The sequence below is a fragment of the Paenimyroides ceti genome (assembly GCF_030409925.1).
This window is the reverse complement of the sequence record NZ_JAUFQU010000021.1, coordinates 1-12,525: the sequence shown is the minus strand read 5'-3', so window position 1 is coordinate 12,525 and position 12,525 is coordinate 1. Positions and strand designations below refer to the sequence as shown.

Annotated in this window: 16 protein-coding genes and 1 pseudogene; 7 read left to right on the top strand and 10 right to left on the bottom strand. The window is 31.3% G+C overall.

Annotation, left to right across the window (positions count from 1 at the left end; genetic code table 11):
* From QW060_RS19355 to QW060_RS19340, 4 genes are all read right to left on the bottom strand, one after another.
* Positions 1–1,071, bottom strand: a 1,071-nt coding sequence (locus QW060_RS19355) for an aminotransferase class I/II-fold pyridoxal phosphate-dependent enzyme (RefSeq protein ID WP_290364940.1), incomplete at its 3' end; no start/stop codon positions are given.
* A gap of 2 nt (positions 1,072–1,073) precedes the next feature.
* A complete protein-coding gene (locus QW060_RS19350; RefSeq protein ID WP_290363718.1) occupies positions 1,074–2,135 on the bottom strand; it encodes a GNAT family N-acetyltransferase in 1,062 nt (353 codons plus the stop codon).
* Entirely contained in the window at positions 2,128–3,045 is a 918-nt protein-coding gene (locus QW060_RS19345) for a DegT/DnrJ/EryC1/StrS family aminotransferase (RefSeq protein WP_290364903.1), read from the bottom strand. Before QW060_RS19345 ends, QW060_RS19350 begins: the two co-directional genes overlap by 8 nt.
* A gap of 36 nt (positions 3,046–3,081) precedes the next feature.
* Positions 3,082–3,672: a GNAT family N-acetyltransferase gene (locus tag QW060_RS19340; protein ID WP_290364942.1), complete on the bottom strand. Its 591-nt coding sequence runs from the start codon at positions 3,670–3,672 to the stop codon at positions 3,082–3,084.
* Between the two features lie 10 nt (positions 3,673–3,682).
* On the opposite strand from QW060_RS19340, the gene QW060_RS19335 reads away from it, so the two are divergent.
* Positions 3,683–3,811 (top strand): hypothetical protein, encoded by a 129-nt coding sequence (locus tag QW060_RS19335; protein WP_290364800.1) that lies wholly within the window; start codon positions 3,683–3,685, stop codon positions 3,809–3,811.
* Here the strand turns inward: QW060_RS19335 and QW060_RS19330 are convergent.
* The 6 genes from QW060_RS19330 to QW060_RS19305 form a co-directional block, all read right to left on the bottom strand.
* Positions 3,788–4,399 carry a sugar transferase gene (locus tag QW060_RS19330; RefSeq protein WP_290363721.1) on the bottom strand — a complete coding sequence of 204 codons (612 nt, stop codon included), beginning with the start codon at positions 4,397–4,399 and terminating at the stop codon, positions 3,788–3,790. The genes QW060_RS19335 and QW060_RS19330 overlap by 24 nt on opposite strands.
* Positions 4,392–5,525: a glycosyltransferase family 4 protein gene (locus QW060_RS19325; RefSeq protein WP_290363722.1), complete on the bottom strand. Its 1,134-nt coding sequence runs from the start codon at positions 5,523–5,525 to the stop codon at positions 4,392–4,394. Before QW060_RS19325 ends, QW060_RS19330 begins: the two co-directional genes overlap by 8 nt.
* Entirely contained in the window at positions 5,526–6,905 is a 1,380-nt protein-coding gene (locus QW060_RS19320) for a right-handed parallel beta-helix repeat-containing protein (protein WP_290363723.1), read from the bottom strand. It abuts the gene before it with no gap.
* Entirely contained in the window at positions 6,902–7,699 is a 798-nt protein-coding gene (locus tag QW060_RS19315; protein WP_290364939.1) for a glycosyltransferase family 4 protein, read from the bottom strand. Before QW060_RS19315 ends, QW060_RS19320 begins: the two co-directional genes overlap by 4 nt.
* Positions 7,700–7,766: 67 nt before the next feature.
* Positions 7,767–8,060, bottom strand: a complete 294-nt coding sequence (locus QW060_RS19310; RefSeq protein WP_290364938.1) for a hypothetical protein — start codon at positions 8,058–8,060, stop codon at positions 7,767–7,769.
* Complete coding sequence (locus tag QW060_RS19305) at positions 8,061–8,564, bottom strand: glycosyltransferase (protein ID WP_290364941.1); 504 nt, start codon at positions 8,562–8,564, stop codon at positions 8,061–8,063. It abuts the gene before it with no gap.
* 19 nt (positions 8,565–8,583) lie between these two features.
* Between QW060_RS19305 and QW060_RS19300 the strand changes: the two genes are divergently transcribed.
* The 6 genes and pseudogenes from QW060_RS19300 to QW060_RS19275 form a co-directional block, all read left to right on the top strand.
* On the top strand, positions 8,584–8,766 hold the full coding sequence (locus QW060_RS19300; RefSeq protein ID WP_290364801.1) for a hypothetical protein: 183 nt from the start codon (positions 8,584–8,586) through the stop codon (positions 8,764–8,766).
* Between the two features lie 84 nt (positions 8,767–8,850).
* The gene (locus QW060_RS19295; RefSeq protein ID WP_290364802.1) at positions 8,851–9,069 is read left to right on the top strand and encodes a hypothetical protein; all 219 of its coding nucleotides are present in this window, start codon (positions 8,851–8,853) and stop codon (positions 9,067–9,069) included.
* A 140-nt stretch (positions 9,070–9,209) separates the two neighbouring features.
* Positions 9,210–10,046 (top strand): aminoacetone oxidase family FAD-binding enzyme, encoded by an 837-nt coding sequence (locus QW060_RS19290; RefSeq protein ID WP_317623205.1) that lies wholly within the window; start codon positions 9,210–9,212, stop codon positions 10,044–10,046.
* 80 nt (positions 10,047–10,126) lie between these two features.
* On the top strand, positions 10,127–11,209 hold the full coding sequence (locus QW060_RS19285) for a diphosphomevalonate/mevalonate 3,5-bisphosphate decarboxylase family protein (protein ID WP_290364055.1): 1,083 nt from the start codon (positions 10,127–10,129) through the stop codon (positions 11,207–11,209).
* Positions 11,209–11,553, top strand: coding sequence for a cysteine-rich CWC family protein (locus QW060_RS19280; protein WP_290364054.1), 345 nt, complete (start codon positions 11,209–11,211; stop codon positions 11,551–11,553). Before QW060_RS19285 ends, QW060_RS19280 begins: the two co-directional genes overlap by 1 nt.
* 54 nt (positions 11,554–11,607) lie before the next feature.
* Positions 11,608–12,525: pseudogene (locus QW060_RS19275) on the top strand (mevalonate kinase family protein); the annotation flags it as partial.

Below are 12,525 nucleotides of genomic sequence, written 5' to 3'. Positions count from 1 at the left end.
CCCCGAAGGTAAACACAATCCTTTATCAAAAAGATTTTCAGCCACTTTATTTCCATAATAAGGACTGTCTTTAAAAACGGGTTGCAAATGCATCGGTTTCCATAACGGACGAGATTCAATATTATGATCCAATAGTGCCAAACGTAAATCTTCTCTGTTTTTGCCTGTTATTTTTTCGTCTATAAGTATAGCACTTAACCAATGGTTGGAAAAATAGTCATCAGAAGGTTCTTTAAAAACTGTAACCCCTTCAATGTCTGCAAAAATGTGCTGATAAAAACTATTCATTGCGCGTCTGGATTGAATTCTACTATCCAAAACTTCCATCTGTCCGCGTCCTATTCCCGCTACAATATTACTCATGCGATAATTGTAACCTATATGTGTATGTTGGTAATGAGGTGCATTATCTCTTGCCTGAGTAGATAAAAAGACCGCTTTTTGTTTATCTTCCTCTGTATGACAAACCAGAGCTCCTCCTCCGGAAGTGGTGATAATTTTGTTTCCATTGAATGAAAGTATTCCAAATTTCCCAAAAGTACCACAATTTTTACCTTTATAAGTAGATCCTAATGCTTCTGCGGCATCTTCTATTATAGCGATGTCATATTTTTTAGCAATTGCAATAATTTCATCCATTTTTGCAGGCATACCATATAAGTGGACAACAATAATTGCTTTAGGCTTTTTACCATTTGTCATTCTATCCGTGATTGCTTCTTCAAGTGCTATCGGGCATATATTCCAGGTATCTGATTCAGAATCTACAAATACGGGTATTGCTCCCTGATAAGTTATCGGATTTGCAGATGCAGAAAAGGTCATTGACTGACAAATTACTTCGTCTCCCGCTACAACACCACATTCAATTAGAGCTAAATGTAAAGCTGCAGTACCTGAGGAAAGCGCAGCTACTTTAATGTTTTGTTTTAAATATTTTTCCAGATCTGATTCAAACCCATTAACATTCGGTCCTAACGGTGCAACCCAATTGGCATCAAATGCTTCATGTATATATTTTAATTCATTCCCTCCCATATGCGGAGAGGATAACCATATTTTGTCGTCCATAATTATTGTTTATTGTATAACGGAAAAAAAGAAGTATCATCTAAACTTAACTGATCTTCATTTTCTTTTTTATTATTTACTTCTTCAACAAAGCTTAAATATAAATCTTTATTAATAATTTTTCTACCTGTCACATATTCAACAACATCATTAGGAAAAAAAGCTTTTTTATATTTAAATATTCCGTCTTCATAACCGTATCCTCCGCCTAAAACGTAATTTTTAAACTGCATCTTTCTTGCCCAATTAATTACTTCAAATTTAAGAAAATCATTCGGTCGTTTATCAAAATATTCACTTAATGTTCCTCCTAAAAATGAAAACACTGAATTATCTGAAATCAATAATAACTCTGTAGATACCGGTTTATTATTGTCATATATTGTACAGATTGCACACACGTCTAAGTTATTTATTATAAATTCATTAAATGAGTTCAAACTATAAAAGAAAAATTCTTTTGCATTTGTTCTTTCCATTGTATCTATATAAATATCATAGAATTCATTAATGTATATCTGTTCTATAATACCATAATGAATTTTTGCTATTAAATTTTCCCGTTGTGCTCTTTTAACGTTTTTACGAACTTTTGCATCGAAATCATTCCATTGTTGTTCTTCTGGCTGAATTTGTCCTTTTATATTCAGCATTGTTTTATGTAAAATACCATCATAACCTTTTGAATTATTAAAAAGATTAAAACGTATAAATTCTGAAACCACATTATTATTGAGTTGCCACTTTTGAACTTCATTCCAAAAGATTAATAAAGTGTCTTGATTTACATTATTTGAATAAAAAGGACCTGTATAACCATAAGGTGTACTAAAATCGAAGTTCACTTTTAAAGAATCATAAATTTTAATTTTTTTAAGGTATCCCGGCATTAAAATAATCTTCGTTTCGGATTGAAAGTAAAAACAAATCAAATTATCTAAACCTCCACAAAAAACATTAAAATATTCTAAGCGGTTATACGCACTTTGAAAAGTATTATGAGCTATGACTGACTTATAAAAATCCTGATCTTCTTTAGAATTAAAGTTTAATATTTTAAGCATTTAAAACGATCTTTAATTTAACAATAAGATTATCTAAATCCTTGATATCAATATCCTGGTGTACAGGAAAATTGATTATATGTTTGGAAGTAAAAATTGCCGCCTCAGATGTTGAATCTTTTAGTTCTTCTATCATTGTATGATACAAACTAACCATACCGATTTCTAAATCATTCATTTCTTTGTATAGTTTATTTCTATCAAAATTATGAAGTATGACAGGTAATGTTTGAGGACAAATACCATTTTCTATATTTGGATATATAATCTCAATATCCGTGATTTTTTTTAATTCCTCAACTAGGTAATCATAATTTTCTCTTCGTTTATTATAGATAGTGAATAAATCATATCCCAAATTAAAATGGGGCTGAAGTATTTCTGATTTATTATCTTTATTTGGCACATTATCAACCATAATCCCCCCCCCGCTAACAGGCAACATCTTGTGTAGAGAATAGAAAGCAAATCGTCCGTTTCTACCACATATACCGCCAATGAGATCTGTTAACCATGAATGGGCACAATCCTCTATATATAAAATGTTATTTTGATCTAACCAATTTATAATTTCCTGATACTGAACATCTGGAAATCCAAAATAATGCACTAATAAAACAATACAGTCTTTTGTATCCTTTATTTTATTCTTAAAATGGTTAAAATCAATTTTTAAATTTCTATCTAAATTATAAAAGTCGAAATCCAAGGAAGAGTTTTTAACAGAATCGAATATACCACTCCCTTCGTTTGGAGACCAACCGATATAAGCTGGCAACAATACTTTATATTGAGGATTTTCTTTTTTAAGGATATCCAATATAGTACTCCAGGCCTCACGAGCTGAATTGGTGTACTTCCACTCTCTTTGAGCAATATTTTTTTTTGTAGCAATTTTTGTTATTCCCATTTTATTGTAGTGTTAATTTCATTCTTTGAATTTCATCTATATACTTATATTTCTCAAGGTTGTTCTCCTGCCCTTTGTAATATATCTTTTTAAATTGTAATCCTTAAAAAAAGATTTGACCGCCACCAGTATTTCTTCTGAAATTTTATCTTCTCTTATGATTATATTTTCATCTATAATTCCAAGTGTAAAAGACTGTTCACCAGCAGATATTTGAAGAAAGGAAAAACCAAATTTCGCATATAGACAATTGAATTGTGATAAATTGAGAATCATTATATCTGGATTATATTTTGATGTTTCTTCCATATTTCGCTCATAAAAACAGCTTGATTCCTCTTTTACAAATCCCATATTTTCATACCATTTTCGGGCAACTTCATTAGACTGGAATACATCCAATTGTATATTGCTATACACTTGTTCTCGGAAATACTTCTCAGAATAACTGAATATTTTTTTGGCAATACCGAGTCCTTTATAAGTATTATCTGTAGCGATCATATTAAGAAAAGCAGTGGAGGTTTGCGGAAACATTTTAAATTCTGCAAAACCGACTATTTTGTTGTCCTTTTTTGCAGCAAAATATTTATATGGTGAATATGGATTATTTAATTCTGTATAGATAAAATTTGCTATGCCTTTACATCTATATATAGAGCTTGTTAAGTATGCTTTATCAAAAGAACTCCTTACCAGATCAATTATGCAACCGATATCATCAACAACTGCAACATCTATTTTAATTTCTTCTTTCATCATCTAAATTTTGCATTATCGATTCAGGATCAATAACTATATTTTCTGATTTTATAACTTTTAAAATTGTCTTATATACAATTTTCATATCTAAAGCAAAACTAATGTTTTTGACATATACGACATCTAAAGCCAACCGATCATCCCATTTTGCTGTATTTCTGCCGTTTACCTGAGCCCATCCTGTAATTCCGGGTCGAACAGAATGTCTAATACGTTCATCTTCTCTGTAAAAAGGCAGATATCTTATCAATAATGGTCTTGGACCAATCAGACTCATATCTCCCAATACAACATTGATTAACTGAGGCAACTCATCTAAGGATGTTTTTCTTACAAAACTACCAACCTTGGTTAAACGTTTAGCGTCTGGCAATAGGTTTCCTTTTTCATCCTTTTTATCATTCATCGTTTTGAATTTTATTATTCGAAACAATTTTTCATGTTTACCGGGTCTGTCCTGAAAAAAAAACGGTTTTCCCTGATTTGCAATAAATAAAGATATCAAAACAAGGAAGAAAACAGGAGAAGCTAATAGTAAAACACCTGCTGAAACGATAATATCCAATACTCTTTTAAAAAAATGTTTATACATGGTTCTTTATTATTTTTAAATAAGTTTCTTTTGCATTTTTCCATACAGTATCCTGACTATATCTATCATGAACTCTATCTCTGGCATTCTCTTTCATCATTTTTATTTGCTGTTTATTCTCAACTACATATTTCATCTTTTCAAATAAATCTTTTACATCCTTCCTTTTTATCAAAAATCCGGTTTTATTATCAATTATTACCTCATTACATCCTGCAATATCTGTTGTAATAGATGGTATTTTCATTGCTCCTGCTTCGATAAGTACAATTCCGAATCCTTCTCTATAACTCGGTAATACAAAAACATCCATCGCTTTAAAGAAAGGACGAACATCTTTTTGAGGTCCTACATACAGAATATTCGGATTTTTATAAAGGGTATCTATGATTTCTTTCGATAATGTCATATTTTCTTCAAAAGCTCCCACTATAAGCAATTTTATATTTTTAGAAGTTTTTGAAAGTTTTTGAAAAGCTAAAATCAGTTCCTCTAATCCTTTATCTTTTACCAATCTGCCTACAAATCCAAATACAAAATCGCTTGGTTTTAATTTATCGTCCTTAATCTCTATTACTTTATCCGGATTAAAATAAGAAGTATCAATTCCGTTAATACTTCCATTTCCAATAATAATAATATTTTTTGATGTTATATTATCAGATATTAAGGTTTCTTTTATACCATTACTGACAGCTATAACTTCTGTTGCAAACCAACATGTCATCCGCTCCATAAGCATCAATAAGATTTTCTTTTTTCCAAGAATACTCTGATACCTTAAGCCATGCACATAGTATACTCTTGCAGGGACACGCGAAAACCAAGCTGCCATTATTGCTAATAATGAAGCCTTGGGAGTATTTGCATGGACCAATTTAGGTTTTTCTTTGAGAAATAAAACAAGGAGCTTAAAGAAACTTTTTAAATCTTTTAAAAGAGAAATTTCTCTCTCCATTTTTATCGGAAATTTACTCACATCATATTCCTGGCCCATTTCTTCGAGGTGAACTCCAGGGCTTGATACCAAGCTAACGGTAAAATCTTTTTTCAGAACATTTAACTGTCCTTTAAAAAAAGGCAGTGAGTCTGAAACAGTTGTAATTATAAAGAATTTAGGTTTCATTTATTTCGTAGAAATGTTTTTAATTTTCTTGGTGCTCTTATAAATTTCTAAAAAATTAGTATTTATAGTATTGTTTGAGATACGAACATTTCTAATAGAATAATCCCTTTCAGGTTCAAAATAGATTGGCGTATTTTTACTCTTTAAAATATTATCATCAATGTCCAAGCCATCAATATCTGATACAAAAAATAAAGAACTCCATTTCAAGGATTCAAAATCATTAGAAAAAATAGAAACATTTTTTACTTCTCTACCAAGTATTATATTCGAATAAAAATTTTTAGATACAAGACTTTTATTTTTCAGTACTTTTAGCCCATCGATATAACTTCCATTAACAACAACACTTTCGGTACCTTTGGTATATACCTGATTTGATTCGATGGTTATCTTCTTATTTCCTTTTGTTCCAGAAATTCTTACAAAACCTACAGCATCTATTTTGTTGTTTTTTATTTCTACATTTTTTATAGGGCCATATGCCGCCTCTAAATTAATACCAAAGGAATCTTTTTCGAAACCACATTGGATAATGTTATTGCTGACCTTTATACCATTTACACCATCAAGCATTCCTAACATAGAAATTGAATATAAGGTTTTCGTAGATTTAATTGTATTTCCTGTAATTTCAACATCTCGTATTACTTGTCCATCCTCCTCCCAAAGATCCATTTCTAAATCTACAGGAGCCACATGATCATTGAATTTGTAAATGGTATTGTTCATTATTTTAACGTTTCTACCTGATATCAAGGCAATATTACATCGATAAGGATGAGACAATATATTGTCTTCTATAAGAATATTCTCATTTACTAATGAAACGCTCTTTTCAAAACCGGAATTATACCAATATACAAGAATATTATCTCCTAAATTATTTTTTATAATATTCTTTCTTATTGTTATATTTTTTGAACCAGCAATATAAATTCCAGCTTCAAATTCTGAACCCTTACTCATATTGTTCCAGCCTCCGTCTAATGTCAGGCCTTCAATGACTAAAGGTGTATCTGACTGATAATTTCCAATATGAAATAAGGAATATTTTCCATATGTATATTTATCAGGTATGACAAACTCATTTACACAATCAGTCATTTTAATAACAGGATTACCTTCTCCTTTTATAGAGTTATATAAACGAATTCTTGCAGAAATAAGATACTCTTTACCTGTATTTTTTACTAATAAAGGTTTTTTTAAATCAGCCGCTTTTTGAAAAGCTTGTGTATCGTCTGTTTTGCCATCACCTACTGCGCCATAATTTCTGACATCAACATATTCTTCATTTTTTGAGTTCTGTCCTTTACAACATAGCATCACAGGAAAATTGATGATCAGTATTAATAAATAAAAAAGTTTATTACTCATTTTTTTACCGATTTAAAAAATAATTTCCTTCTGTTTTCTAATGTTGAAAAATCGAATTCCGAAGCTCGCTGTATGCTGTATTCTGAATATTTTGAATAGGCTGCTTCTGAACTCATTACGAGCTCTATTTTGTCTGACAAATCATCTTCATTTTCAACTTGAACTAATAAATCAGCATGTATTAGTTCCGGTATTCCACCGACATTACTGCCAATACAAGGCACAGCACGAGCCATTGCTTCAACAATTGCTCTTGGTAATCCTTCTGTACGGGAAACCAATAAAAAAACATCCGACTTATCTAAATAATCTATTACTTCTTTACCTGAAACAGAACCGAGAAAATTTACATTTGAATCAATTTGAAAACTTTCTGCCAAAGAGATCATTTCTTCTCTGAACTTCCCATGTCCCAACCACGTTAATTGAACATCCTTTCCTTCTTTTATTAATTTGCTGACGGCTTTTAATACAATGTCAGGAGCTTTATACATTTGCTCTAAAGATCCTATACAAAGTAATTTAATGGTTTTATTTTGAGGATATTTTTTTACTGAATTAATACGATTTTCTATAAATACATCTGAAGCAAATGTGCTGAATGCTTTATCATTTGCCGGATATCTTTTCTGTAGTGTATGTTTTGTAACATATATCACCGATTGTGCATTGTATACCGCTTCCTTTTGAAATTTTGTAAATAAGTATCTGAGTATAGGTCGAAGGGGGTGCTTAATAACTCCTTTTGCGAAAACATCATAAGGATCACCAATTATTTCTATACCGTAAGCCATTTTTCTTTTTATACAAAATTTTGCTACATGATAGCCTAATGAGCCTGCCCCTCTAATAATAACTGCATCAGGGGTATGTTTTTGAAAATATTTTTTTAATGCTTTGAGAAATTGTTCTTTTATTGAGCAAATAGCTTAAAGGTGAATCAAAAGAAATGATTGGTAATATTATAACATTTGATACCAAATGATTCAAATTTTCAAAATTATCAATCTGAAAAACACGTCCTATGACATACACCTCTTCAAATTCAGATAAATATCTCTCCCATAATATATTTGAAAAGGAGAACTCACCTGCATAAAATTTACCATCCGATGTTTGAAAAAACCGGGCATCTGTAATAAAAAATAATTTCATCTATAGTTTATTGTAAAATTTCTGAAACAGAATATTCGGATTATAATTTTTGATCGCCCAATTTTTTAAATCAGGTAAATTTCCTGAATTTTTGTTGTTATAAAAAGTCGTTAAAATAGTTATTGCTTTCTGAGTATCTTCTGGTGCGACTAAATAGCTGTAATGCGATTTGGGAATCGTCTCTAAAATAGGATCAATATCAGATGCTACAAAAGGTAGACCTGCTATTAAAGCCTCTATCAAAGCATTCGGTTGCCCTTCGGAAAAAGAAGGGAAATAAAATGCGTTCATTGAATTAAGTATTTTAACCACATCCTTTCGATATCCCAAAGCTATAATTTGGTTGCTTAATTTTAAATCTTTTATCTTTTCAGAGAACGCCACATCTACTCCTTTTCCACATAAAATAAAATATACATCTTTATGTTGAGAGCATATTTTCTGGGCCACTTCAAACACAGCATTATGATTTTTTTCTCTTGCATAACGACCAACATGGCCAATAACAAAAGCTTCTTCCGGAATGTTTAATTCTTTCCTTATATTTTCATCACAATTAAGAAATTTTTCAGCATCTATTCCATTGTATATTACGTCAAAACGATGGTCAATTTTATCTTCAAAGAAAAACTTAAATGCAGCTTCAGAATTAGATAAAATTGAGGTAGAATACTTCAAAACCAATTTATTTACCAAAGCATTATAAACCAATCTTATATTATTTTCTTTAAAATGATTGGTTGCTCCTCGATAAAAGGTAATTCTTTTCTTTATTCCTGAATAGTAAGAAATGAACATTGGTATACCGGCAAAATTACCGGTAAAATCAACAACGGTGACGAAATTATTATCTTTTAGAAATTTATTAAAGTTTCTAATTCCTTTTAAATCTAAAAAGCCCATTTTTAAAGGAACGATTTCAATATTGTCAATTTTTTGGTATTCTGTTTCTAAAACTCCTTTATTACCACTTTTGCAAAGTACAACAGGTTTTAGTTTTTTATTATAGTGCTTTAAAAATCGTAACAAATAATTTTCTATTCCTCCGGAATTTAAATCATTTATGATAAACAGTACTTTCATAAATTAATATATTAAATCACCACTTGACATTGGTTTTTTAAAAAGAATGTCGAAAAATAAAAAACTATCTCCATTCATATAACTCTCTTCTATGTTGTATCTCGTAATAATAATGCAGAGCAATGGAAGTTAGATACCACTCAGGGAGCATTCTTAGCAGAAAATTTAGTACTTGCTACGGGCAGTAATCCAAAAGTATGGGAGATGTTGGCTGGTTTAAATCATGAAATCATACCTCCTGTTCCGTCTTTATTTACTTTTAATATTAAAGACAGCCGTATCAAAGAACTTATGGGATTATCTGTTGAACATGTAACGGTAAAAGTTGCTAACAGTAAACTAAAAGCGACTGGTCCGTTGCTTATTACACATTGGGGAATGAGCGGTCCTGCTGTATTGCGATTATCGGCCTGGGGAGCCCGTGATTTATCAGAAATGAAATACCGATTTCAAGTACATATCAATTGGCTTAACGATAAAACATTTGATGATACCTTGCAGGAATTACTTACTTTAAAGGAAACCCATGCAAAAAAGAACATCAGTAAATTTTCTCCTTTTCCGATTCCGGGACGTCTATGGGAACAATTAGTTCTTGCTGCAGGAATATCTCTGGATACTAAATGGAGTGATACAAATAAAAAGCAACTCGTTCATCTTACCCATCAACTGACAGATGGAGTTTTTTCAGTAGATGGGAAAAGTACTTTTAAAGAGGAATTTGTAACAGCAGGGGGAGTAGATTTAAAGCAGATTAATTTCAAAACGATGGAGAGCAAATTGTTTCATAATCTGTATTTTACCGGTGAGATTATCAATATTGATGCAATAACAGGAGGGTTTAATTTTCAGAATGCCTGGACTACGGGTTTCATAGCTGCTCAGGCAATTGCAAATAAGTAGTATATTTGTTGTTACAATCCATATCATATCTGTATTTATTGATCATCTTATTGGATTCTTTATTTTCTAAATAATATATAATGAGCATATTTCAAGAATTCGTAACAGAAGACTTTCATATACAAATACCAGCGGGAAATTTTACATTTTCTGCTCCAAGTAATATTGCATTAGTAAAATACTGGGGTAAGAAAGAGCATCAGATTCCGGCTAATCCTTCTTTGAGTTTTACGTTAAGTAATTGTAAAACAATAACTTTTTTGCGTTTTGAGGAAAAGAAAACATCGGGTATTAGTTTTGAATTGTTGTTTGAAGGAGCGCCAAAACCTTCATTCGAACCAAAAATTCAAAAATATTTTGAGCGCATACTACCTTATTGCCCGTATATAGAAAAATTCCATTTTATTATCGATACAAAAAATACCTTTCCACATAGTTCAGGTATTGCTTCTTCAGCTTCTGGTATGGCAGCATTGTCTGCTAATATTATAGCTTTAGAAAAAACATTGGTGCATGATAAAGATGAAGCCTATTTTATCAATAAAACATCATTTCTTGCCCGATTAGGTTCCGGAAGTGCTTGTAGAAGTATTAGTGGGAATGTTGTAGTTTGGGGAAAAACGGAAAGCATAAAGAACAGTTCTGATCTATTTGGTGTGGCTTTCAGCGATGAGATACACACTGTCTTCAATAATTATCAGGATACCATTCTATTGGTTGATAAAGGTGAAAAACAGGTTTCTAGCACGGTAGGACATGAATTAATGTACGGACACCCTTTTGCTGAACAACGTTTTATTCAGGCACATCAAAATTTAGCACGCTTAAAAGAAGTGTTTAGCACAGGTGATATAACCCGTTTTATTGAAATTGTAGAAAGTGAAGCATTGACACTTCATGCCATGATGATGACTTCATTACCTTATTTTATACTTATGAAGCCGGCTACTTTGGAGATTATCCAGCAGATCTGGAAATTCCGGACAGAAACTAATATTCCGGTATGTTTTACTCTGGATGCAGGAGCAAATGTTCACGTTTTATATCCGGAAACGTATAAAGAAAAAGTGCAACTCTTTATTTCAGAGTCACTTGCAGGCTATTGCCAAAGTGGACAATTCATCCACGATTCTTTAGGTAACGGAATAAAAAATCTCTCCTGATGCGTGATACAAAATGTACTCATTGCCATACCTCTATCATTTGCAGAGCTGATGATATCAAATCTTGCAATTGTCAGAAAATAGTGCTTCAGGATGCTACCATACAGTTTCTGAAAGATAAAACAGATCACGAATGTCTATGCAATGATTGCCTGAAAAAATTTGATGAAATGATGCAATATTCCAAAGATCATCCATTTCCCAAAAGACCGGTTGATCTAATAGAAAATGTACACTATTACATGGAAAACGGTTTTTTTGTATTTACAGAATTGTATCATTTTTTAAAAGGAAGATGTTGTAAAAACGGATGTCGTCATTGTGTCTATGGTATTCATAAATAATATTTTGTCTACCAATTTATTTTTTTTGTAAATTTGTTTTAGAAAAAACTAGCTATGAAAGGACCATTATTTTATTCGAAAATTCTTTTGTTTGGAGAGTATGGTATTATTAAAGACTCAAAAGGCTTATCAATACCGTATAACTTTTATAACGGAGCGTTAAAAACAGAAGAAAATTTATCAGACCAGGCATTAAAGTCTAATGAAAGTCTGAAGAGATTTGCTGTTTATTTGAAAGAAATGCAAGTTTCAGATCCTGAATTGGTAACGTTTGATCTTGAAAAACTACAGACAGATATTGAAAATGGATTGTATTTTGATTCCAGTATTCCTCAGGGATATGGAGTAGGCAGTAGCGGAGCGCTTGTTGCAGCTATTTATGATCAATATGCAAATAATAAAATCACTGTTCTGGAAAATCTGACACGTGAAAAAATTACTTCAGTTAAAAGCTATATTTGGAAAAATGGAATCCTTTTTTCATGGAACAAGTTCCGGTTTGGATCCTTTAAATAGTTATTTAAGTTTACCGATCTTAATCAATTCAAAAGATAATATTGAACCAACAGGAATACCTTCCAAAAAGAAGGTGGTACTGGTGCAGTATTTTTAATTGATTCGGAAATCATTGGAGAAACAGCTCCCATGGTTAATATCTTTATGGACAATCTTAAAAATGAAGGTTTCAGAAGCATGATGAAATCTCAGTTTACGAAATATACTGATGCCTGCGTAGAGAGTTTTCTGAAAGGAGATTTTAAATCTTTGTTTTCAAACACAAAACAACTTTCAAAAGTAGTGTTAAATAATTTTAAGCCTATGATACCGGAAAAATTCCATAATGTATGGCAGGAGGGTATCGAGTCAAATGATTATTATCTAAAGCTTTGTGGTTCAGGCGGAGGTGGTTATATTTTAGGATTTGCACCGGATTTTGAAAAAGCAAAACAATCTTTAAAAGACTATAAATTA